The sequence below is a fragment of the Dermacoccus sp. Tok2021 genome, assembly GCF_019895135.1.
Lineage (GTDB): Bacteria > Actinomycetota > Actinomycetes > Actinomycetales > Dermatophilaceae > Dermacoccus > Dermacoccus abyssi.
On record NZ_JAGTHU010000018.1, the window covers coordinates 1 to 22,215 of the forward strand.

General features: G+C 68.2%; 19 protein-coding genes. 3 read left to right on the forward strand and 16 right to left on the reverse strand.

Annotated features, from left to right (window positions below):
• Positions 1–173: 173 nt before the first annotated feature.
• The 16 genes from K9D12_RS10970 to mraZ form a co-directional block, all read right to left on the reverse strand.
• Complete coding sequence (locus K9D12_RS10970) at positions 174–1,298, reverse strand: DivIVA domain-containing protein (protein WP_223060218.1); 1,125 nt, start codon at positions 1,296–1,298, stop codon at positions 174–176.
• A 94-nt stretch (positions 1,299–1,392) separates the two neighbouring features.
• Positions 1,393–1,671 carry a YggT family protein gene (locus tag K9D12_RS10975; protein WP_118913123.1) on the reverse strand — a complete coding sequence of 93 codons (279 nt, stop codon included), beginning with the start codon at positions 1,669–1,671 and terminating at the stop codon, positions 1,393–1,395.
• Between the two features lie 103 nt (positions 1,672–1,774).
• Positions 1,775–2,278, reverse strand: a complete 504-nt coding sequence (locus tag K9D12_RS10980) for a cell division protein SepF (RefSeq protein ID WP_118913122.1) — start codon at positions 2,276–2,278, stop codon at positions 1,775–1,777.
• Between the two features lie 72 nt (positions 2,279–2,350).
• Positions 2,351–3,076 (reverse strand): YggS family pyridoxal phosphate-dependent enzyme, encoded by a 726-nt coding sequence (locus K9D12_RS10985; RefSeq protein WP_223060219.1) that lies wholly within the window; start codon positions 3,074–3,076, stop codon positions 2,351–2,353.
• A complete protein-coding gene (gene pgeF, locus K9D12_RS10990) occupies positions 3,073–3,813 on the reverse strand; it encodes a peptidoglycan editing factor PgeF (RefSeq protein ID WP_223060220.1) in 741 nt (246 codons plus the stop codon). Before pgeF ends, K9D12_RS10985 begins: the two co-directional genes overlap by 4 nt.
• A 15-nt stretch (positions 3,814–3,828) precedes the next feature.
• Positions 3,829–5,160, reverse strand: a complete 1,332-nt coding sequence (gene ftsZ / locus K9D12_RS10995) for a cell division protein FtsZ (RefSeq protein WP_223060221.1) — start codon at positions 5,158–5,160, stop codon at positions 3,829–3,831.
• A gap of 232 nt (positions 5,161–5,392) precedes the next feature.
• Positions 5,393–6,829, reverse strand: coding sequence for a UDP-N-acetylmuramate--L-alanine ligase (gene murC, locus K9D12_RS11000; protein ID WP_223060222.1), 1,437 nt, complete (start codon positions 6,827–6,829; stop codon positions 5,393–5,395).
• A gap of 2 nt (positions 6,830–6,831) precedes the next feature.
• Positions 6,832–7,935, reverse strand: a complete 1,104-nt coding sequence (murG, locus tag K9D12_RS11005; RefSeq protein WP_047311438.1) for an undecaprenyldiphospho-muramoylpentapeptide beta-N-acetylglucosaminyltransferase — start codon at positions 7,933–7,935, stop codon at positions 6,832–6,834.
• Positions 7,932–9,197, reverse strand: a complete 1,266-nt coding sequence (ftsW, locus tag K9D12_RS11010) for a putative lipid II flippase FtsW (protein WP_223060223.1) — start codon at positions 9,195–9,197, stop codon at positions 7,932–7,934. The genes murG and ftsW overlap by 4 nt, the downstream gene beginning before the upstream one ends.
• Positions 9,194–10,699: a UDP-N-acetylmuramoyl-L-alanine--D-glutamate ligase gene (murD, locus tag K9D12_RS11015; RefSeq protein WP_370633496.1), complete on the reverse strand. Its 1,506-nt coding sequence runs from the start codon at positions 10,697–10,699 to the stop codon at positions 9,194–9,196. Before murD ends, ftsW begins: the two co-directional genes overlap by 4 nt.
• Positions 10,696–11,784 (reverse strand): phospho-N-acetylmuramoyl-pentapeptide-transferase, encoded by a 1,089-nt coding sequence (gene mraY, locus K9D12_RS11020; RefSeq protein ID WP_047311435.1) that lies wholly within the window; start codon positions 11,782–11,784, stop codon positions 10,696–10,698. Before mraY ends, murD begins: the two co-directional genes overlap by 4 nt.
• Positions 11,781–13,193: a UDP-N-acetylmuramoyl-tripeptide--D-alanyl-D-alanine ligase gene (gene murF / locus K9D12_RS11025; protein ID WP_223060225.1), complete on the reverse strand. Its 1,413-nt coding sequence runs from the start codon at positions 13,191–13,193 to the stop codon at positions 11,781–11,783. The genes mraY and murF overlap by 4 nt, the downstream gene beginning before the upstream one ends.
• Positions 13,190–15,001, reverse strand: a complete 1,812-nt coding sequence (locus tag K9D12_RS11030; protein ID WP_225911188.1) for a penicillin-binding protein 2 — start codon at positions 14,999–15,001, stop codon at positions 13,190–13,192. The genes murF and K9D12_RS11030 overlap by 4 nt, the downstream gene beginning before the upstream one ends.
• Before the next feature lie 82 nt (positions 15,002–15,083).
• Positions 15,084–15,788 (reverse strand): hypothetical protein, encoded by a 705-nt coding sequence (locus K9D12_RS11035; protein WP_205744834.1) that lies wholly within the window; start codon positions 15,786–15,788, stop codon positions 15,084–15,086.
• Positions 15,785–16,756: a 16S rRNA (cytosine(1402)-N(4))-methyltransferase RsmH gene (gene rsmH, locus K9D12_RS11040; protein WP_225911182.1), complete on the reverse strand. Its 972-nt coding sequence runs from the start codon at positions 16,754–16,756 to the stop codon at positions 15,785–15,787. The genes K9D12_RS11035 and rsmH overlap by 4 nt, the downstream gene beginning before the upstream one ends.
• 152 nt (positions 16,757–16,908) lie before the next feature.
• Positions 16,909–17,340: a division/cell wall cluster transcriptional repressor MraZ gene (mraZ, locus tag K9D12_RS11045; RefSeq protein WP_118913114.1), complete on the reverse strand. Its 432-nt coding sequence runs from the start codon at positions 17,338–17,340 to the stop codon at positions 16,909–16,911.
• 417 nt (positions 17,341–17,757) lie between these two features.
• Here mraZ and K9D12_RS11050 point away from each other — a divergent pair, with 417 nt between their 5' ends.
• The 3 genes from K9D12_RS11050 to K9D12_RS11060 are packed head-to-tail and all read left to right on the forward strand — an operon-like array spanning position 17,758 to position 22,117.
• Positions 17,758–18,759 carry a MoxR family ATPase gene (locus tag K9D12_RS11050; RefSeq protein WP_223060227.1) on the forward strand — a complete coding sequence of 334 codons (1,002 nt, stop codon included), beginning with the start codon at positions 17,758–17,760 and terminating at the stop codon, positions 18,757–18,759.
• Positions 18,760–18,800: 41 nt separating this feature from the next.
• Positions 18,801–19,880 (forward strand): DUF58 domain-containing protein, encoded by a 1,080-nt coding sequence (locus K9D12_RS11055; RefSeq protein ID WP_223060228.1) that lies wholly within the window; start codon positions 18,801–18,803, stop codon positions 19,878–19,880.
• Positions 19,877–22,117 carry a DUF3488 and transglutaminase-like domain-containing protein gene (locus K9D12_RS11060; protein ID WP_223060229.1) on the forward strand — a complete coding sequence of 747 codons (2,241 nt, stop codon included), beginning with the start codon at positions 19,877–19,879 and terminating at the stop codon, positions 22,115–22,117. The genes K9D12_RS11055 and K9D12_RS11060 overlap by 4 nt, the downstream gene beginning before the upstream one ends.
• The last annotated feature ends 98 nt before the right edge of the window (positions 22,118–22,215 follow it).

Below are 22,215 nucleotides of genomic sequence, written 5' to 3' on the forward strand. Positions count from 1 at the left end.
CCCCGCGCCCCCCCCCCCCCCCCCCCCCCCCCCCCCCCCCCCCCCCCCCCCCCCCCCCCCCCCCCCCCCCCCCCCCCCCCCCCCCCCCGCCCCCCCCCCCCGCCCCCCCCCCCCCCCCCCCCCCCCCGCGGCGCCCCCCGCGGGGGGGGGGGGGGGGGCCCCTCGTCGCGAGATCACTGGCGCTTGTCGGCGGGCGACTGCGTTTCCTTCTCGTCGAGCTTGCGGAGCTGCTCGCTGAGGTAGCCCTTGAGGTTCGAGCGGTAGTCCGTCTCGAAGCCCTTGAGGCGGTCGATCTCGCCGGTGAGCGACGTGCGGCGGGTCTCGAGGTCGGCGAGGATGCCCTTACGGCGCTCCTCGGCCTCCGACACGAGGCTCGTCGACTTCTCGGTACCGGTGCGCACCAGGTCATCGTGCTGCTTCTGGCCCTTGCTCACGAGGTCGTCGTGCTGCTTCTGGCCCTTGCTGACCAGGTCGTCATGCTGCTTCTGGCCGGTCGTGACGAGCTCGTCGTGGCGCTTCTTGGCCGAGCTGAGGAGCTCTTCGCTCTTCGAGTTGGCCTCCCCGACGACCTTCTCGTGGTGGGCCTTCGCCTCGCTCAGCAGGCGGTCGCGCTCGTTCTCGCCGTCCTTGACGTGCTGGTCGTGCAGACGCTGGGCGAGGGCGAGGACGCCCGCGGCGTCGCCGGCACCCGCGTTTGCGCCGTTGTCGCTCGGGGCCGCCAAGGCGGCCGCGTCGCTCTGCTGCTGGTTCTTCGTCGAGCGCAGTTCGTTCTCGAGTTCACTGACCCGCTTGCGCGCCGCCTCGAGCTCGGACTGAGCCGTGGCCGCCTCACGACGAGCGGTCTCCGCAGCTTCCTTCGCCGCATCGCGCTCGCTCGTCAGGTCGCCGACCTGCTTGTTCAGGGCGTCCGAACCGGACCCGTCGTTCTTGACGGGCTGCTGCGACGTGGACGACGTCTCACGGGCCTTGGCGAGTTCGGCCTTGAGACGCTCGATCTCAGCCTTGTCCGCGTCGGACGAGCCCTGCCCCCCGGCAACCGGCGTGAGCGCCGGGACGGCTGCAGCACCGCGCGTAGCGGTCTGCCCGGCCATCGTGGCGTCGGACTCGGCCCCGCCCTGCCCGCGACGGCAGTCGTCGAGCTTGTCGCTCAGGGTGTCGTTCTCAGCGTTCAGTCGGCGCAACTCGACGACGATCTCGTCGAGAAAGTCGTCGACCTGAATCTCGTCGTAACCGCTGCGCCCGAAGCCCTTGGGTTTCGAGAACTCCTTCTTCACGACGTCTTCTGGCGTCAGCGCCATGTGTTCACCTCAGTAACGCTCGAGCCACGGGCACGCCCTGTGGCTACGGATCATGCCCGGCACGGAAGCCGGACAATCGACAATACTCCTACGCTCACCTTAGGAGATTCGCGGCCACTTGCACAGCCAGGGCCAGAATGATGAAGGCCAGATCGAGGGCGATGCCTCCCAAACGCAGGGGCGGAACCACCTTCCGGATGGCCTTCAGGGGCGGGTCCGTCAGCGTGTAGACGAACTCCGCGACGACGAGAACCGGTCCCTTCGGGCGCCATTCGCGCGCGAAGAGCTGGATCCAGTCGAAGACCAGTCGTGCGATGAGCACGACGAAGTACAGATCGAGCAACGTGGCCACGGAGTGGCGAACAACGTCCATGTTTCCTCCGCATGGTCATCGGGTCGATTGGGCCAACGTAAGAGCAGGGCCGCGCCTTCCCGGTTCGGGAAGACGCGGCCCCACCGACGTCGGACGCCGGGTGTCAGCTCTGGTTGAACAGGCCTCGCGTCGCCTTGGCGACCTCGGGGCCGGAGGTCGAGACCTCGACGTTCTCCGGGGACAGGAGGAAGACCTTGCTCGTGACGCGCTCGATCGAGCCGTGCAGGCCGAAGACGAGGCCGGCGGCGAAGTCGACGAGTCGCTTGGCGTCCGTGTCGTCCATGTCCGAGAGGTTCATGATGACCGGAACGTTGTCGCGGAAGGCCTCGCCGATCTCCTTCGCCTCGTTGTAGGTGCGAGGGTGGATCGTCGTGATGCGGCTCATGCTCGAGGCCTCCATGTCCGGGATGTCGTGGTGGGCCACCTCGGGCCGCAGCGGCGTGACCTCGGCGGGAGTGCGACGCTCGTACGCCTCGTACGTCTCCGGGTCACGCTCGTCGTAGGCGGCGTCGTACTCGTCGCCATAGGCGTCGACGTTCCGGGCTGCATGAGGGTCGGTGTCGGACAGGCCGAGGTATTCCATCGTCTTGCGCAGTGCGCCACTCATAACTTCTTGCTCCTTGGTCCGCCCTGGCCCCTGCGGAAGGGCACCACGTGCTCGTCGGTGTCGCGTTCGAAGTTACCTGGCAGCAGGGCGTGAACCGAGTATTGCGCTACCGACACGCAGGTGTGTCGCGCCGATTTTCACCGCGGCCTCCAGATCGCCCGACATCCCCGCCGACAACACGCGCGCCGCGGGGTGGTCTGCGAGGAAGCTCTCGCGCAGGGCGGCAAGCCGCTCGAAAGCGCGCTCAGGCTCCTCGCCGCGCGGGGCAACGGCCATGAGGCCGCTCAACGTCAACCCTGACGCCTGAGCCACCTCGTCGGCCAGAGCGGCGAGCTCAGCGGGCGCCACGCCCCCACGTCCTTGCGAGTTCTCCTCGAGATCAACCTGGAGGAGAACCTCGAGCGGCGTGTCGCGCTCCGCACCCGCAGCGTCGAGCAGCGGGACGAGCTTGGGCCGGTCGAGGGACTGCACGACGTCGACGAGCGAGGCGACGCGCTTGGCCTTCTTGCTCTGCAACTGGCCGATGAAGTGCCGGGTCGGAGCTTTGAGAAGATCGGGGCGCTCTTCACGCAGCGAGTCGACCTTCTCGTGCAGTTCCTGCTCGCGGCTCTCCCCGACGTCGGTGACGCCCAACTCGGCGAGCGCGACGAGATCCGAGACCGGGAAGAACTTCGTCACCACGACAAGGGTCGGCTCTTCGTCGCGCCCTGCGTCACGGGTGGCCGACGTGATGCGCTCACGCACCTGCTTGAGCCGGGTGGCGAGTTCCGCCCGACGCTCGTCGTCAACCTCGATCACGCCGCCTCCGATCCTTCTCGGCGGACGATGACACCGGCGAAGCGGCCCGTCCGACCGTCACGGCGGTAGGAGAAGAGCCGCTCGTCCTCGACGGTGCACCCGGCGATCCATTCGAACGGCACGTCGAGCTCGGCGAGTTGTGACGCCACACCGGAGGCGACGTCGATGGCCGGGGTGCCCCAACGCGTGATCGCAGCGCTCGTGGGGTACTGCGTCCGAGCACCGTCGCACATCTCCTGCGGCACCTCGTAGCAGCGTCCGCACACGGACGGGCCGAGCGTGGCGCGCACCGATGTGGCCCCCAGGTCACGCATGGCAGCAACAGCCGCGGGCACGACGCCTGCGAGCATGCCGGGGCGCCCGGCATGAGCAACGCCGAGCACACCTGCCTCGGCATCTTCGAGGAGAACCGGGACGCAGTCCGCCACCATGACCGCGAGCGCGAGATCCGACGAGTTGGTGACCATGGCATCGACGGCGTGGACCTCCCCGAGCGAATCGGGCGTCACCTCGACGACATCGCGTCCGTGAACCTGGTTCATCCAGGCGATGGGAACGCCCCCGAGTTCCGCGGACAGGAGATCACGGTTCTCGCGAACGTGCGCTTCGTCGTCACCGACGTGAAGGCCGAGGTTCAACGCCGAGAACGGCGCCTCGCTGACACCCGAGAGGGAGTCGGTGAAGCACCGTTCCAGGTTGCCTTGCGGCAGGTCACGCCGGTCGTGCCAGTAGAACATCGACCGGGGCCTTTCTCACTTGAGGAAGTCGGGGACGTCCAGGTCGTCACGGTCCTCGAAGGTGACCTCCTTGGGAGGACGCGCGACCTGCTGCTGACCCTGCGTCTGGGTGCCCGCTGCGGAGCTGCCCTGACGCTGCTCGGAGCCGGACTGACGCGAGTTGTCCTGACCGGCCTCCTGGCCGTGCTGCTGACGCGCCGGCGGAGCCGACACGCGCGTCGGGCCCGACGTCGTACCCGGCACCGTGGCCGGCTGGATCGTCTGGGGGGCCGCCGGCTGCTGCGTCTGCTGAGCCGGCGCCGCGGACGGCGCCTGCGTCAGCGACGACTGCTGCTGACGCTGAGCGCCGCCACCGGCGTTGCCACCGGAGCGCTGCGACTCGTCCGAGCGCTTCTGCGGAGCGCCGCCGTCGAAGCCCGCCGCGATGACGGTGACGCGGACCTCGTCGCCGAGGGCGTCGTCGATGACGGCACCGAAGATGATGTTGGCCTCCGGGTGGGCGGCCTCCTGCACGAGGCGCGCGGCCTCGTTGATCTCGAACAGACCGAGGTCGGAGCCACCCTGGACCGACAGGAGCACACCGTGCGCACCGTCGATGCTCGCCTCGAGCAGCGGGCTGGAGATCGCGAGCTCCGCGGCCTGGACCGCACGGTCCTCGCCGCGAGCCGAGCCGATGCCCATGAGGGCCGAACCGGCGCCTTGCATGACGGACTTGACGTCGGCGAAGTCGAGGTTGATCAGACCCGGCGTCGTGATGAGGTCCGTGATGCCCTGAACACCCGAGAGGAGAACCTGGTCGGCCGAACGGAACGCGTCGAGCATCGACACGGCGCGGTCGGATATCGACAGGAGGCGATCGTTCGGGATGACGATGAGGGTGTCGACCTCTTCGCGCAGCGCGTTGATGCCGAGCTCGGCCTGGTTGGCGCGGCGACGGCCCTCGAACGTGAACGGACGCGTGACGACACCGATGGTCAGCGCACCGAGGCCCTTGGCGATCTTCGCGACGACGGGGGCGCCACCGGTACCGGTACCGCCACCCTCACCCGCAGTGACGAAGACCATGTCGGCGCCCTTGAGGACCTCTTCGATCTCCTCGGCGTGGTCCTCGGCGGCCTTGCGGCCGACCTCCGGGTCGGCGCCGGCGCCCAGACCGCGCGTGAGCTCGCGGCCCACGTCGAGCTTCACGTCTGCATCGCTCATGAGCAGCGCCTGGGCGTCGGTGTTGATCGCGATGAACTCGACTCCCTTGAGCCCGACTTCGATCATCCGGTTGATGGCGTTGACGCCACCGCCGCCGATACCGACGACCTTGATGACGGCCAGGTAGTTCTGGGGAGTTGCCACGGGGAGGGGCCTTTCGAACGCGGGTGCGGGTATGCGAACTCGATGCTACGCGAACCGTCGACCACTTGGCGAACACTTCAACATCCCGTTGAACGTTACCCGCGGATTCCGGGTTCGCCCGCGCACGACAATGCGATCCGCCGCCGTGGCCCACTCCCCCGGACATTCGTGATGAAAACACCCTCTTTCCCCGTCACGACGGGGAAAGAGGGTCTCATCATCAAGTTGAGGGTTAGCGCCGCTCCAGGCTCTCGAGGATGCGTGGGCCGAGGTGCGTGATGTCACCGGCTCCGACCGTCACGACGAGGTCGCCCGAGCGAACTTCCTCCAGAAGCACGGCGAGCGCATCGTCGGCCGTCGGCGTGAACGTCGCGACACCCGACGTCATCGCATCGGTGATGAGGCGACCCGAGACACCCTCGACCGGCTGCTCACGAGCCCCGTACACGTCGAGGACGAGAGCACGGTCAGCACCGTCGAGCGCCTCCGCGAGACCGAGAGCGGCGTTCTGCGTCCGCGAGTACAGGTGCGGTTGGAACACGACGAAGAGCCGGCCCGACTCCTTGAGGGCGTCAGCGGTGCGCACGAGCGCTTCGAGCTTGCCGGGATTGTGGGCATAGTCGTCGACGACCTGCACGCCCGCGGCCTCGCCGCGGGGCTCGAAGCGGCGCGACGTTCCGCGGAAGGCACTGAGCGAGTGCGCCGCGCGCTCGGCATCGATGCCCAGCCCCTCGACGAGGGCCGTGAGGACGCCGGTGGCGTTGAGGACGTTGTGTGCGCCGGGCACCTCGAGAGCAAGATCGACCTCCCGCCCGCCGGGAAGTGCCACACGAGCACCCCAGGCGAATCCGGCACCGTGTTCACTCACGATGCGCACATCCGCGTCGTCGCTGCGCCCGTACGTGAGCACGCGCGCTCCCGCCTCGCGACGCTCGTCCGCCAGCGCGCGGCTGCCGTCGTCGTCGGCGCAGGCCACGAGAAGACCGTCGGTCGCGATGGTTGCCGCGAAGATCTCGTACGCCTTCGCGAGGTTCGCGGACGTGCCGTAGAAGTCGAGGTGATCGTCCTTGATGTTCGTCACGATCGCGACGTCCGGGTGATAGACGACGAAGGAACCATCGCTCTCGTCGGCCTCGACGACGAACACGTCGCCCTCCCCCGGTGCCGCGTTGACGCCGAGGCCGGCCACGTTGGCGCCGATTGCGAACGACGGCTTCTCCCCCAGCGCGGTGAGCGCTGCGGTGGCCATGCCACTCGTCGTCGTCTTGCCGTTCGCGCCGGCGACGGCGAGACCGCGGCGGCCCTGCATGAGCATGGCCAGACCCTGCGAACGGTGGAGGACGCGCAGCCCGCGGCGGCGCACCTCGACGAGTTCGGGGTTCAATTCGTTGATCGCGCTCGAGACGACGACCACGGCGCCGTCCGGCACCTCGGCGACGTTCGCTGCCGCGTACCCGACAGCGATACGAGCACCCTGGGCACGCAGGTCGTCGAGCACCGGGAGCTCCACGTTGTCGGATCCGCTGAGCTGCACACCATCAGCCAGGAAGAGCCTCGCAACGCCGGACATACCTGAGCCGCCCACGGCGATCATGTGCACGTGCGGGACGTCGGCGAGGTTGGGCAGGGACTCGGAGAAGTCGAACCTCTCGTTCACACCGTTGCCCATGCTCATGCCCCCTTCGACGTCGAGGCGGCGTCCTCAACGAGGTCGACGAGCTTGCCCGCGGCATCGGCGTGGCCCTGACCGGCGGCTGCGCGGCGCATTGCCGCGAGGCGCTCCTCGTCACGCACGAGCGGCACGAGGTTCTCGTCGATCCAGGCCGGCGTGAAGTCGTCGTTGTCGACGACGATGCCGCCGCCGGCCGCCACGACGTCGCGGCTGTTCAGCTTCTGCTCTCCGTTGCCGATGGGAAGCGGCACGTAGACGGCGGGCAGGCCGACCGTCGTCAGTTCGCTCACCATGCCGGCGCCGCTGCGCGTCACGACGAGATCGGCGACGCTGTAGGCGAGATCCATGCGGTCGACGTACTCGACGACGACGTAACGGGCACCGCCCGTCTGTTCGGGAACCTCGAAGCCCTTGCCCCGTCCGGTGACGTGGAGGATCTGGATGCCGGCGCCGGTGAGCTGCTCGACACGAGCGCGGAAGGCCTCGTTGAGGCTCACTGCACCGAGCGAGCCACCGGTGACGAGCACGGTCGGGCGGCCCGGCTCGAGGCCGAAGTGCTCGAGACCCTCCGCACGCAACATGGCCGGCTTGATCTCGGTGATCTCTCGGCGCAGCGGCATACCGACGATCTCGGCGTCCTTCATCGGCGTCGAGGGGAAGGTTACCGCGACGTGCTCGGCCCAGCGCGCGCCGAGCTTGTTCGCCAGACCCGGGCGGGCGTTCTGCTCGTGGATGACGAAGGGCACGCCGGCCTTGCGAGCCGCGAGGTACATCGGCGTCGAGACGTACCCGCCGAACCCGACGATCACCTGGGGGCGGTGCGTCTCGACGAGACGATCGGCCTCGCGCAGTGCGCCACGGAAGGCGGCCGGGAAGCGAAGGGCTGCGCCGTTCGGGCGGCGCGGGAAGGCCACCTTCGGCACGAACGCGAGCGCGAATCCACGTTCGGGCACGAGGCGTTCCTCGAGCCCACCTGGCGAGCCAACAGCCGTGACGACCGCATCGGGGTGACGGCGGGTGATCTCCTCCGCGGTGGCCAACAACGGAGAGACGTGACCGGCGGTCCCACCACCGGCGAGCAGAACGCGATCGAGGGTGGTCATGAGCGACCCTTTCGGTTGGGCAGGACCGCCATCGTGCGGCGGACGAGACGGGGCTTGGCGCGCAGGGCTTCGGCAGCCCGTGGTTCGCGGCGTGCGAACGACAGAAGGATCCCGATGCCCACGAGCGTCATGACGAGAGCGGAACCACCGGCGCTGACGAGGGGCAACGGCACACCGACGATCGGCAGGAGGCCGAGAACGGAGCCGATGTTGACGACGGCCTGGAAGCAGATCCACATCATGATGCCTGCGGTGGCGACGCGCACGAACATGTCGGTGGACTGCGCGATGAGGCGGTAGCAGGCGTACGCGAAGACGAGGTACAGCGCGAGGACGGCGAGCGTGCCCGGGAGGCCCAGTTCCTCGCCGATGATCGCGAAGATGAAGTCGTTGTGCGCCTCCGGCAGCCAGCCCCACTTCTCGCGCGAGGCGCCGGGGCCGAGGCCCCACAGACCACCGTCGGCCAGAGCCCAGGAGCCGTGGATCTTCTGGTAGCAAGCAGCGACATCGATGTCACTGGGAGCGTCACAGCCACCGAGCCAGGCACCGATGCGCGAGGTGCGGTTGCCGCTCGTCATGACCGCGACGGGAAGGAGCACCGCAATACCGAGGCCCAGCCAGGCGAACCAGGATCCCTTGGCACCCGCGGCCCACAGCATCCCCAGATAGATGACGGCGAAGACCATCGTCGTGCCGAGGTCGCGCCCGGCCATGACGAGACCGCCGAGCAGACCTGCGAACCAGAACGTGGGCAACACCGACTTCTTGAAGTCGTACAGCTGAGCCCGACGGTTGTCGAGGATAACGGCGACGACGAGGATCATGGCGATCTTGCCGATCTCCGACGGTTGGATTCGCAGCCCACCGACCTGAAGCCAGTTCCGGTTGCCCAGGACCTCGACTCCGACGCCGGGAATCATCACGGCGGCCTGCATCGCTGCGGCGAGCAGGAAGAAGATGCCGGCGACCTTCTTGAGGAACGGTGTCGGCAGCCGACTGAACACCGCCGCAGCCACGAGGCCGATGACGGCGAACATCAACTGGTTGGTGAACTGCGAGAAAACCGATCCACCGCGCATGTACGACTGGACGCTCGAGGCGGACAGCACCATGACGAGGCCCAGCACGACGAGCACCGACGTGGAGCCGAGCAGCAGGTAGTACGTCGCGAGAGGCGACTCGAGCCAGCCCAGTCGCCGTCGCAGTCGCTCACCCCACACGTCCTGTGAGGTCTCCTCACGCCAGGGTGTGCGGGTCGTCATGCGTCAGCGCCACCCAGGGATTCGACGATGCGGGTGAACGCGTCACCGCGCGCACCGTAGGAGGCGTACATGTCCAACGAAGCTGCAGCCGGGGCAAGCAGGACGGTGTCCCCCGACTGTGCCATGCCTCGCGCGTGTTCGAGCGCCTGCGTCATCGCGGCCTCGGGTTCGCTTTCCTCGACGATCGCCACGGGAACGTCGGGGGCGTGCTCGGCAAGAGCACGCGCGATGGCGTCCCGGTCACGTCCCATGAGCACAGCCCCGCGAAGACGCGTCGCGTTGTCGCGGACCAGTTCGCTCACATCGGCGCCCTTGAGCAGGCCGCCGGCGATCCAGACGACAGGTTCGTACGCCGTCAGCGACGCGGCCGCGGCCGGCGGGTTGGTGGCCTTGGAGTCGTTGACGTACCGCACGCCGTCGAGCGTCGCGACGAGCGCCATACGGTGCGGCTGCGGCGAGTAGTCCATGAGCCCCTTGCGCACGGCGGCGGGTGAGACGCCGTAACTACGGGCGAGCGCTGCTGCGGCCAGTGCGTCCGCGACGTAGTGCGGCGCCGCCGCGTTCGGGCCGAGATCACGCAGGACGGCCAGTTCCGCCGCGCTCGTGCGGCGTTCCTCGACGAAGGCGCGGTCGGCGAGCACGTCCTCGACGATTCCGACCATCGACGGAGCCGGTGTGCCGAGAGTGAAGCCGATGGCACGACAGCCCTCGACGACCTCGGCCTCCTCGAGGAGCGCCTCCGTCGTCGGGTCGTCGACGTTGTAGACGCAGGCAGCCTGGGTGCGCTCGAAAACGCGTCCCTTCTGTCGGCGGTACTCCTCGAACGAGCCGTGCCAGTCGACGTGGTCGGGCGCGACGTTGAGCAGGCACGACGCGAACGGCGAGACGCTGCGCGACCAGTGCAACTGGAACGTCGACAGTTCGACGGCGATGACGTCGAACGGCTGCGGATCGAGGATGGCCTCCATGATCGGCATGCCGACGTTGCCCGCGGCCACAGCGCGCAGACCTTGGGCCTGCAGGATCGACTCCAGCATCGTGACGGCGGTCGTCTTGCCGTTCGTCCCCGTGATGGTGATCCACGGGGCCGCGCCCTCACGCGGGCGCATGCGCCACGCGAGCTCGACCTCCCCCCAGACGGGGATGCCGCGATCCGCGGCGTCCGTCATGAGCGGATCGGTGGGAGGGACGCCGGGCGAGGTGACGACGAGCTGCGTGCCCTGGGGCGCACTCGTCATGTGCTCCGCACCGAACGCGATCTCGGCGCCGAGCACCTCGAGGATCTGGGCCCGTTCGGCCATGACGTCGGTCTTGTCGCGAGAGACGACGCGCACGTTCACCCCTCGTTCGAGCAGCGCATCGGCGGCGGCGAAGCCACTGACGCCGAGTCCGACGACGAGGACCGAGAGGCCGGACCAGTCGGCGTCACGATGCGTCAGATCACGCTCGCCCCCGAACGGTTCGTAACTCGGGTCGAGCGGCCACAGCTCGTTGTCGGTCACTGGTTGACGTTCCATTCCGCGTAGAAGATTCCGAGGCCGAAGGCCACGCACAGGCCGGCGATGATCCAGAAGCGGATGACGACGGTGATCTCGTTCCAGCCCACCATCTCGAAGTGGTGGTGCAACGGCGCCATCCGGAAGATGCGTTTGCGGCGCAATTTGAACGACCCGACCTGAAGGATGACCGAGAGGGTTTCGAGGACGAACAGACCCGCCAGGATGACGACGAGGAACTCGGTGCGCGTCGTGATGGCCAGGCCGGCGAGTGCGCCACCGAGGGCGAGCGAGCCGGTGTCACCCATGAAGATCTTGGCCGGTGTCGCGTTCCACCACAGGAAGCCGAAACAGGCACCCATGAGGGCTGCGGCGACGACGGCGAGGTCGTGGGGATCACGCACGTCGTAACACTTGGCCGCGTTGGAGGCGAGGCCGTTCTGGCAGTTCTGGTTGAACTGCCAGATCGCGATGAGCACGTACGCGCCGAACACCATAACGCTGGCGCCGGTGGCCAGACCGTCCAGCCCGTCCGTGAGGTTGACGCCGTTCGACGTCCCTGCGATGAGCAGGTTCGCCCAGATGACGAACAGAATGAGACTGACGACCGTGCCGCCGAGGGCGAGCGAGACGTTCGAGTCGCGTGCGAAGGAGATGTTGTAGCTGGCGGGGGTGAGGCCGGCATCGTTGCGGAACTGAAGGGCCAACACCGCGAAGATGACCGCCACGAGCGTCTGGCCGAGCAGCTTCTGCACGGACGTCAGACCCAGAGATCGCTGCTTGGTGATCTTGATCGCGTCGTCCGCAAAACCGACGAGCCCGAGGCCCGTCATGAGGAACAGCACGAGCATGCCGCTGGCCGTCACGGGCGTCATGGTGACGAGGTGGGCCATTCCGTAGGCGAGAAGGCTCGCGGCGATGATGACCGCTCCACCCATCGTCGGCGTTCCACGCTTCGTGTGGTGCGTCGTGGGGCCGTCGTCACGAATGAACTGGCCGTACCCCTTGCGCACCAGGAACTTGATGAACATGGGGGTGCCGAAAAGCCCGACGACGAGCGACACGATGGCCGCGATGAGGACGCCCTTCATGCGGTCACCTCCGTTGCGGGAAACGCGGACGTTCCGGCTTCCTCGACCAACCTATCGCCCAGCAGACGCAAACCCGAGTCACGACTCGACTTCAGCAGCAGGATGCGGCCCGCGCTCAGATCGCGCACGAGTGCGTCGTGCGCCGCGTCCGCGTTCTCGACCTCGTGGACGCGCTCGGCCGCCATTCCAGCCTCACGTGCCCCGACGGCGATGGGCGCGGCACCCGCGCCGATCACGTAGACCTCGTCGATCCCGAGGGCCGCGATCTCACGACCCACACCGGCGTGTTCGTCGAAGGAGCTCTCCCCCAGCTCACGCATCTCACCGAGCACGGCGATGCTGTGACGCTCGCGTCCCATGTGGGCCAGCGAGCGCATCGCGGCACGCATCGAGTCGGGGTTGGCGTTGTAGGCGTCGTTGACGAGCGTGATGTCGCCCGGCAGTTCGTGAACCTCCATGCGCCAGCGAGAGGTCGCTCCGGCGGCGGCCAGCGCCTCCACCACGGTGTCGAGATCGAGCCCCAGGCTGACAGCCGCTGCAATGACGCTGAGCGAGTTGCCGACCTGGTGCTCACCGAACACGGCAAGGCGCACACGCGCCGTACCGGCCGGGCACGTGAGGTCGTAGGAGGCGCGACCTGAGGTGTCGACCTCGACGTTCGTCGCGCGGTAGTCGGCGTCCTCTCCGAGACCGACGAGGACCACCGTGGCCTTCGTCCGTGACGCCATGGCGCGCACGCGCTCGTCGTCGACGTTGAGCACGGCGAAACCGTCCTCGGGCAGGGCTTCGACGAGTTCACCCTTGGTCTGCGCAATCGCGTCGACGGAGCCGAACTCACCCATGTGCGCCTTGCCGACGTTGAGGACGATGCCCACCTTCGGCGGGGCGATCTTCGTCAGGTACTCGATGTGACCGACGCCGGAGGCACCCATCTCGGCCACGAGGTAACGGCTGTTCGAACCGAGCCGGCACACCGTGAGGGGAACACCGACCTCCGAGTTGAGCGAGCCGTGGGGTGCCACCGTCGGGCCGAACCGGGCAAGGACGGCCCCGAGGAGATCCTTGGTCGAAGTCTTGCCGGACGACCCCGTGATGCCCACGATCTCGAGGTCGGCAATCGCATCCACGACGCCGCGTGCCAGTTTGGCGAAGGCAAGCTCCGAGTTCTCGACGACGACGGTCGGCAGGATGTCGACAGCACGCTCACCGAGCACGCCGACGGCACCGGCGTCCCGTGCGGCCGGGGCGTAATCGTGCCCGTCCGCGTGCTCACCGACGCGAGCGACGTACAGGCTGCCCTGCACGCACTCGCGGGAGTCCGTGACGACGGATGCGCTCACCGTGGCGTCGGCACCGACGAGGTGACCTCCGGTGATGCGTGCGATCTCGTCGAGCGAAAATTCGATCACTTGGACGTCGACTCCTCTGAGCGGTATTTGATCGGGAACGGAAGCTTGTCGCTCTTGTTCGGCGGTATTTTACGCTGGCGCAGCGCCTCGGCCATCACCTTGGAAAACACGGGGGCCGCTAGGTCACCACCGAACGTTCCCGCCTGCGGACGCTGCAGCGTCACCGACACGATGAGCTGCGGATCCTTGGCCGGCGCCATACCGATGAAACCTGCGGTCACACCGTCGTAGCCACCCTTCACCGAGTCGTAGCGCTCGGCCGTCGACGTCTTGCCGGCGACGTCGTAGCCCGGGACGGCCGCCTTCGGCGCGCTGCCGTCCTTCGTCACGACACCCTGCATCATGCCGACGAGTTCCTTCGAGGTCTTCGCGCTGAAAACGCGCGTCGACTTCCGCTCGTCCGTGTAGGGCTGCATCGCACCGTCGCCGCCTTGAACCTCGGAGACGAGCTTGAGCGGCTCACGCACTCCACCGTTGGCGATCGCCTGGAACAGGCCGACCTGCTGCACAGCGCTGCTCGCGAGCCCCTGACCGAACATGATCGTGTACCAGGTGTCGCCCTTCCAGGTCGAGACCTTCGGCACGATGCCCGTGGACTCGCCGGGGAAACCGATCCCGGTGGCCTCCCCGAGCCCGAACTTCTTCATGTAGGTGTACAGCTTTTCCTTGGGCAGCTTCTCCCCCGCGAGGATCGTGCCGATGTTCGAGGACTGCGCGATGACACCGGCAAGCGTCAGGTACTCGGTGGGGTGTGGGTGCGAGTCGTGGAAAGGACGTCCCGCGCGTTTCAGGCTCGGCGGCACCTCGACATGCGACTTCGGTGTCATGATGCCTTCTTCGAGGACGGCGCCGGCAGTCACCATCTTCTGCGTGGAGCCGGGCTCGAAGGTGTCCGTGAAGGCACGGTTCTGCAGGTTCTCGGACGTGGCCGTCGACATGTCGTTGTTGTCGAAGCTCGGATAGCTCGCCGCCACGAGAATGTTGCCCGCCTTGTCCGCGACGACGATCTCGCCCGAGACCGCCTTCGACGACTTCACCTGTGCGGCGAGTTCGTTCTGCGCGAACCACTGCAGGTCGCTGTCGATCGTCAGCTTGGCACCACGGCCCGCAACCGGCTTGCGGTCGAGGTTCTCACCCGTCGCGATCTCGGAGCCGTTGCGTGCACGCTCGACCTGGTGCAGGCCGGCCTTGCCCTGCAAGGTCGTGTTGAGCATCTGCTCGATACCGCCACTGGGCACGTCCTGTGCGTTGACCGAACCGAGCAACGGAGCGAGGGCCGTGCCTTGCGGGTACTCGCGCTTCTGCACCTGCTCGGACGTGATTCCGGGCAGGTCGAGCGCCCGGATCTGGCTCCACTGAGCGGGGCTGATGTCCTTGGCGAGGTAGACGAACCGACTGCCGCGGGCATCGGCGCGCTCGAACGTGGCCCGAATCTCGGCTGCGTCTCCCCCGAGGATGCGAGCCAATTCCTGGGAGACGCCGTCGATGCCCTTGGGCTTGCCGTTGGTCGAGCGCTCCCGGAACGACTTCGCGGCCACCGGGTCACCGGCGACGTCGCGACGCTCCACGCTGCGTGCGAGCACCGTCCCGGCAGAATCCGTGATCTCACCACGGGCTGCGGGGACCTTCGATGTCGTCAGACGGTTGTTGGTGGCCTTCTGCGCGATCTCGTCCGCCTGGATCCACTGAACCTTGACGAGCTGCCAGGTGAACAACGACAGGATGATGGCGAAGACGGCCAGCATCGTGCGGGTACGACGACGGGGGTGACCGACGGCGCGCAGACGCGCCTCGGCCGGTCGCGACATACGCACCGGACGCGCCTTCGAGGGCGCCGGCCTGCGACGTTGTTCCACGGATTCCCCTCGTCGCGGACGAAAGCTCCTGCTCTTACTTCCCGGTCGTGCTCGTGGCGTCGGACTTCGCGTCGCTGCCCTTCGCCTTGGCGTCCTTGGACTTGGCCTGCTTGGCCTTCGCATCCGCCTCAGCCTTCGCCTTGGCGGCGTCGGCCTTGGCCTTCGCGTCCGCCGCGGCCTTCGCCTTGGCCACCGGATCCGTGATGTGCAGTCCGATGGTGCCGCTGTCGAGCACGTCGGCCGCCGCCTTGCTCGCGGGGGTCGTCGACAGCGTGTTCACACTAAGACGCTGACCTGCCTGGCCCGAAGTCGCCACGCCGACCTGCTTGCCCGTGGTGCGGTTCACGTAGCGCACCTGCTCGGCCCGGACCATGCCGTACTCCTCGGCCTTCACCGCAAGGTGCTCGGGTGCCGAGACCGCGGAGATCTCGCTGTCGAGACCCTGCTGACGGTCATCGAGCGTCGCGACATCACTGCGCAGCTTGTTGAGCGTGAAGGACTGCTCCGCGCGCATCGTGTTGAGCAGGAGCAACGACAGCGCCGAAACGAACGCGAAGACGAAGACGAGCGCCATGAAACCCGAGACCGGACGCTTGCCCGCGACGGTCTCCGTCCGGGCACGCACCGGACGAATGGCCGCCGCGCGAGACGCGGGCGCCGGGCGCCTCGTCGTGCGTGCCGGTCGGGAACTCGCGCGCGTGGAACGGGGTGCGCGGGAGGGGGCGGCCAGTTGGCTCATGACTGGCTTCCTTTCGGTCGGGTACGACGGATGGCACGGAGTTTCACCGAGGCGGAACGCGAGTTGTGCTCCAGTTCGGTTGCTGAGGGAGTCGAGGCGCCACGCAGGAGCAGCTCGAACTCGGGAAGGTGCTCGGGCAGCTCCACCGGAAGCCCTGCCGGTGCGGTGGAACGGCACGCCCGAGCGAAGGCCTGCTTGGTGATGCGGTCTTCGAGGGAGTGGAACGACAGGACGGCGAGTCGACCGTCGACGGCGAGGGTGTCGAGCGCGGTGTCGACCGTGTTCTCCCAGCCACGCAGTTCGTCGTTGACCTCGATGCGCAAAGCCTGGAAGGTGCGCTTGGCGGGGTGACCGCTCTGACGCTGCGAGGCAGAGGGAATGACGGAGCGGAGCATCTCGACGAGCCGCGCGGAGGTGGTCCACGCCTGCTTCTCGCGTTCCTTGACGACGGCGTGAGCGATCTTGCGCGCATATCGTTCCTCGCCGTAGACGCGCAGGATGCGCTCGAGCTCGTCCTGCGAGTAGGTGTTGAGGACGTCGGCCGCCGTCTGCCCCGCGCTCGACTGGTCCATCCTCATGTCGAGGGGCGCGTCAGCGCGGTAGGAGAAGCCTCGCTCGAGTTCGTCGAGCTGGAAACTGGAGACGCCGAGGTCGAAGAGCATCGCGTCGGCCGGCCCGTCGAGGACGTCTGCGAGCTCCGTGTTGACGGCGTGAACGCCGCGAAAGCGCTCACCGAAGCGAGCCAGACGCTCGCCGGCGAGTTCAAGGGCCTGCGCGTCACGGTCGATTCCGACGACGCTTGCCTCGGGGAAGCGTTCGAGGACGGCTTCGGCGTGGCCGCCCATCCCGAGCGTGCCGTCGACGTACAGAGCTCCCGGACGCTCGAGGGCCGGGGCGAGAACGTCGAGAATCTCGGCGAGCATGACGGGAACGTGACGATCGGCGGCGGGCGCGAACTCGTCTCGCATGTTCACTCCCTCAGTGCTCGGGTCGTCGGACGTCGGTCCTCGTGCGTGGTGGTCGGGCCGCTGCGACTCTGCGTCCAGGGCCCCCGCCGCTACGCTCCGGCACCGGGGAAGGTGTGCCGGAAAGCAGCGGCCGGAGACCTGGACGCAGAGGGCTACAGCAGCCCCGGAACGACCTCTTCCGCCTGGTCGGCGAACGGCTGTTCCGCGCCGGCGAGGTAGTCGTTCCACGCCTGCGTGTCCCAGATCTCGATGCGGTTACCCGCACCGATCACCGTGCATTCCTTCGACAGACCTGCGTAGTCACGAAGCAGCTGCGGGATCGTCACGCGTCCTTGCTTGTCGGGGATCTCGTCGGAGGCCCCCGAGAGCAGGACGCGCTGATAATCACGCACCGCACGCGAGGTGACAGGCGTCGTGTTCATCGCCGTGGCGATGCGCTCGAACTCGGCCATCGGAAAGACGTAGAGGCAGCGTTCCTGTCCTCGAGTCATGACCAGCCCGCCGGCGAGACGTTCGCGGAACTTCGCCGGAAGGAACATGCGGCCCTTGTCGTCGAGTCGAGGCGAATGGGTACCCAGAAACACGGCTGGGCACCTCCCGTCACCGACACGTCGATCCGATGCCCCCCACTCTACTCCACTTCACCCCACAAAGTCTCCCCCCTTGCCCGGAATCGACCGGCGAGTTGGTGAAGCGCCCCAGTGATTGCAAGGAAGTTCACGAGTGGAGTGCGGTGGAGGAGAATCGTGCGCCAGACCCGGCAGAAGCTTGCCCCACGACGCTCCACGGCGAATGGACCGCACGGACTTCCGCGGAATTCCGCGATTTTCCACCAAGGACGAAGCGCGCTCCACAGCGGACTCACGCCTCGTGGGGCGAAGTGGGGAGCGCGGTGGAGGACGGGGTGGAGCAGGGTGGAGTGGCGTGGAAGGCTCACCTTCGACCATCCCCACGTGCCTGTGCAGGACAGGGGGCCGCCGTATTTGGCAAGATCGGTTTGTATGGACACCTCGTCACGCGATCACGGCTACCCCGCCCCCGCTTCCCGCCGCCGCTCGGGCGTCGACGTCATCGCGACGGCTGACGCTGTGCGACGCAACGTCGAGCAGGTCATCGAGGGCAAGCCGGACGTCGTCCGGGTGGCCACGACGGTGCTCTTCGCCGGCGGGCACCTGCTCGTCGAGGACGTGCCCGGCGTCGGCAAGACGGTGCTGGCCAAAGCCCTGGCCCGTTCTGTCGACGCATCCTTGCGCCGCATCCAGTTCACGCCCGACCTGCTTCCGAGCGACATCACCGGCGTGACGATCTACGACCAGACGAGCGGCGAGTTCCGTTTCCGTCCCGGCGCCGTCTTCGCCAACGTGGTCATCGGCGACGAGATCAACCGCGCGTCCCCCAAGACGCAGGCTGCGCTGCTTGAGGCCATGGAAGAACACCAAGTGACGATCGACGGCACGACGCGTGCGCTGCCCGACCCGTTCATGGTCGTCGCCACGCAGAACCCCGTCGAGATGGACGGAACCTTCCCGCTGCCCGAGGCGCAGCGAGACCGGTTCATGGCGCAGGTGAGCATAGGCTACCCCTCGCCCCGAGCCGAGTTCGACATGCTCGAGCACCACGGTGTCACCGATCCCCTCAGCGTCCTGCGTACGGTGTCGAGCGCCGCCGAGATCGCCGCCTGCGTGGGTGCGATCGCCCGTCTTCACACGAGTGACGCACTGCGGCAGTACGTCGTCGACGTCGTCTCCGCCACGCGCGAGCACCCGAGCGTCCGCCTCGGCGCCAGCCCGCGTGCGTCCCTGCAGCTGTTGCGCGCCGCGCGCGCCCACGCCGCACTCGCCGGCCGCGACCACGTCATCCCCGAGGACGTCACCGCGATGGCACCGGCCGTGCTCGGCCACCGCGTGCTTCTGCGCCGCGGCCGCAACGACCTCAGCGCAGGCGAGGTCGTCGCCGACGTCATCGCCGGCGTGCGCGTGCCGACACAGCGCGCCTCCCGGTGAAGTCGCTGCCGCGCCCCACCCGCCGAGGTTTGCTCGTCTTCGTGGCGGGGGCACTCCTCGTCGTCGTGGGGGCGGCCTCAGGCTTCACCGATGTGGTGCGTGCAGGCATCTTCGTCCTGGTGCTGGCGCTGCTGGCCTTCCTCATCGCCGTCGCCGCTCGGACCGGTCGGGTCGACGTGACCCGTCACGGCCCCCCGGAGCGCCTCAGCGTCGGTGACGAGGGGCAGATCACGCTCGGCGTGAAGGCCCGGCGTGCGGGATGGATCGAGACGACGCTCGAGGAGCCACACACGTTCACCCGCCACGGCGTGGCGAGGTGGCCCCTTTCGCAGGTTCAAGGGGGTCGGGCGGCCTACGACGTCACCGCACGTCACCGTGGCTCCTTCACGAGTGGACCGGCGCGACTCGTCGCGTCCGATCCCTTCGGCCTCTTCGAGACGTCGCTCGAGCAGGGCCGTGCCTCGACCTGGCTCGTGCGCGCCCACACGGTGAGTCTCGAGACGCCGCAAACCGTCGCTCAGGGTGACGGCGACGACACCGTCATCTCCGCTCACGCGACCCACGCCGGGCGACCCGGCGCCAGCATCCGCGAGTACGTCCAGGGCGACGACCTGCGCACCGTGCACTGGCCCGCCACGGCGCACCGGGGCGAGCTCATGGTGCGTCAGTTCGACCCGCCGGCCCAGCCCCGCATCCATGTGGTCGTGCTCGGCAACGTGCCACGACCCGGTACCAACGAGTCGTGGGAGTGGCTGATCAGCGCAGCGGCCTCGGCATGCACCGAGCTCGAGAACCACAACCTCGCAACCCTTGCGACCGTCGGCGAGCGCGAGTACGACAACCATGACGACATCCTCGACGCCCTGGCTCGCGCCGGTGAGAGTCTGCCCGACCGTTTGACCATCGAGGAGAGCCCCACCTTGCTCTTCCTGCACACAAGCGCCGATCACTTCCCCCCGGCCCCACACCACTCCCCGGCGTTCGCCTGGGTGGGCGGCGCGAGCGCGGAGCACGGCGCTAACGAACTGACCCGGTTGGGTTGGGACGCCGTCGCCATCTCCCCCCACGACTCCATCGCCGAGTCCCTGTACCCCGCGATGTCCGGAGGTGATCTTCGATGAAGAGTCGTCAACTCCCCTCCGACGTCGCCCTCCTGCTCCTGGCGCTGGCCGCGAGTTGGCCGCTGGTGGAACTGACGAGCAGCTCTGCCCTCGTGGGGCCCGCACTCGCCGTCGTCGCTCTCGTGTGGTTCGTCGGTGCTCTGTGCCGCTTCACACACCGCGCACCGGCTTTCATCGTGACGGCACAGCTCGTCGCACTCGCCGTCGCCACCCTGGGAGTCTTCGTCGCCAAGGGAGGGTCACTCACTGCGGCGTCCGTGAAGGCAACGGCCGCCTCTGCCCAGGAAGCGGCGAACACCTCCGTCGCTCCGTTGCCGGCGATGCTCGGCGTCCTCGTCATGCTGGCTCTCGCCGCGGGTCTCGTCACGCTCGTCGTCGACTACGTGGGCGGCACCGCACGTATGCCCATGCTCACGGTCCTTCCGGTGGCGGCGCCCTTCATCCTGGCCACCACCGCACTCGGTGACACCCTTCGCGCGCGCTACTTCGTCGCGGCGGCGATCGCCTGGGCCCTCGTCGTCCTGGCAGCGTCCTTCGCCGAAGGCTCGAGCTTGCGCACCGGCCTCATGCGCTCCCTGCCGGTGTTCGCCGCCATGACGGCGGTTGCCGTACTCACGGCTCTCGTCCTGGCCCCCTCAGTGCCACAGCGAGCCACCCCCGCGCTCGCCGAGGGCGGAGCACAGGGCGTCAACAACTCGGTCGACTTCTCCGAGACGCTCGACCTCAGCAAGAGCCTGAACTCTCGCAACGCCGCGCCCGTGCTCACCTACACGACCCAGGCAACCACTCCTGCGCCGTTGCGTGCCACGACGAGCTCTTCCTACGCTGACGGCGTCTGGCGCGCCGAGTCGTCGGGCCCGTTCACCGATGCCCGCCCCAACACCGAGTTGCCGAACCCCGGCGCCGAGGATTCGATGCCGGCGCGCACGGAACGCATGTCCGTGACCCTCAACGGCATGCGACCGCCGTTCGTCGCGGCGCCCGCTCAGCTGCGTGCGGCCAATTTCGGTTCCGCGAACCCGACCTTCCGTGTCGGCACGAACAACGGTGTGCCGTTCCTGTCGCAGCCCGCGCCCGCCTACTCGGTGCTCTACCGCGAGTACACGGCGGCCACACGACCCACGAGCAACGAGCGCGCGGGAGTCGGTGGCAGTGTCACGGCGAAGGATCTCGACACCGCAACGCTGCCGGAGGCTGCGAAGCAGCGCATCACTCGGCTCAATCAGGCCTCCGGGGCCGCCGACGCGGGAACACCGTTCGAGCAGGCCGTCGCGCTGCAGCGCTATCTGCGTACCGACCCGTCGTTCACGTACTCGCTCAGGTTGGCCCCGACCCGTTCGGAGAACGGTCGCGAGCTCGATCCGCTGTCGAACTTCCTGGAGACGCGACGGGGTTACTGCACTCAGTTCGCGACGGCCATGGTCATGGGAGCGCGGCAGATGGGGCTGCCCGCGCGTGTGGCCATCGGCTTCCTGCCCGGCACGGAGCGCAGCGGCACGTACGAGGTGCGAGCTGCGGACGCCCACGCCTGGGCGGAGGTCTACTTCCCCGGTATGGGGTGGACGCGCTTCGACCCGACGCCCGGCCTGCGTTCGGGTGCGCCGCCGCCCTACGCGCCGGACACCCCCACCGGCGACTCGTCGGCGTCCTCGTCCTCGAGTGCGCCCACGAGCTCGACGAGCACGTCCTCGTCCACCTCGAGCGTGCGCCCGTCGAGCGAGACGAGCACCTCGTCGAGCACGACCCAGCCGGCCGAGCCCGACTCGGGCTCCTTCCCTTGGGCCCGCCTGCTCGCGGTGCTGGGGGGTCTTGCCCTGGTCGCGCTGCTCGCGTCGGTCCTGCCCCTGGCGGGTCGACGTAAGCGGCAGGAGGTCACCCGTACGGCATCGACGGATCGCGAACGTGACGAAGGAGCGTGGCACGCCATGCTCTGGTCGCTGCGCGATCTCGGTTACACGACGCCGGAGGGCTTGTCGCCACGAGCCACCGCAGAGGCGTTCACCCGGGACAACCCGGAGTCGGGCACCACGGTGCGTGAGGCCCTCGAGCGAGCGTGTTCAGGTATGGAAGCCTCGCGCTACGCGCCGTCGACGGGCCGGTCTCAGGCGTCAGCGTGTGACCGGGTGGTCCGGGCTGCACGGGACGAAGCATCGTGGGGTGCGCGGGTGAAGGCCCTCCTCGTCCCTGCCTCGGGTCGCGCCTACCTCACGGCACTCGGCCGCCGGAACCGCACCTGACGCCACACGAGATGCCCCCGGCTCTCCCCTGGCGGGTGGAGCCGGGTTCGTCCGTTTTCGCGCCGATCCTCCGTCCGACGCCACGCGGGCGAACGCTG

Coding starts and splice junctions, on each gene's coding strand:
- K9D12_RS10970 (WP_223060218.1), bottom strand. CDS start 1,298: ATGGCGCTGACGCCAGAAGACGTCGTGAAGAAGGAGTTCTCGAAACCC.
- K9D12_RS10975 (WP_118913123.1), bottom strand. CDS start 1,671: ATGGACGTTGTTCGCCACTCCGTGGCCACGTTGCTCGATCTGTACTTC.
- K9D12_RS10980 (WP_118913122.1), bottom strand. CDS start 2,278: ATGAGTGGCGCACTGCGCAAGACGATGGAATACCTCGGCCTGTCCGAC.
- pgeF (WP_223060220.1), bottom strand. CDS start 3,813: ATGTTCTACTGGCACGACCGGCGTGACCTGCCGCAAGGCAACCTGGAA.
- murC (WP_223060222.1), bottom strand. CDS start 6,829: ATGGGCAACGGTGTGAACGAGAGGTTCGACTTCTCCGAGTCCCTGCCC.
- murG (WP_047311438.1), bottom strand. CDS start 7,935: ATGACCACCCTCGATCGCGTTCTGCTCGCCGGTGGTGGGACCGCCGGT.
- ftsW (WP_223060223.1), bottom strand. CDS start 9,197: ATGACGACCCGCACACCCTGGCGTGAGGAGACCTCACAGGACGTGTGG.
- mraY (WP_047311435.1), bottom strand. CDS start 11,784: ATGAAGGGCGTCCTCATCGCGGCCATCGTGTCGCTCGTCGTCGGGCTT.
- K9D12_RS11030 (WP_225911188.1), bottom strand. CDS start 15,001: ATGTCGCGACCGGCCGAGGCGCGTCTGCGCGCCGTCGGTCACCCCCGT.
- K9D12_RS11035 (WP_205744834.1), bottom strand. CDS start 15,788: ATGAGCCAACTGGCCGCCCCCTCCCGCGCACCCCGTTCCACGCGCGCG.
- rsmH (WP_225911182.1), bottom strand. CDS start 16,756: ATGCGAGACGAGTTCGCGCCCGCCGCCGATCGTCACGTTCCCGTCATG.
- K9D12_RS11050 (WP_223060227.1), top strand. CDS start 17,758: ATGGACACCTCGTCACGCGATCACGGCTACCCCGCCCCCGCTTCCCGC.
- K9D12_RS11060 (WP_223060229.1), top strand. CDS start 19,877: ATGAAGAGTCGTCAACTCCCCTCCGACGTCGCCCTCCTGCTCCTGGCG.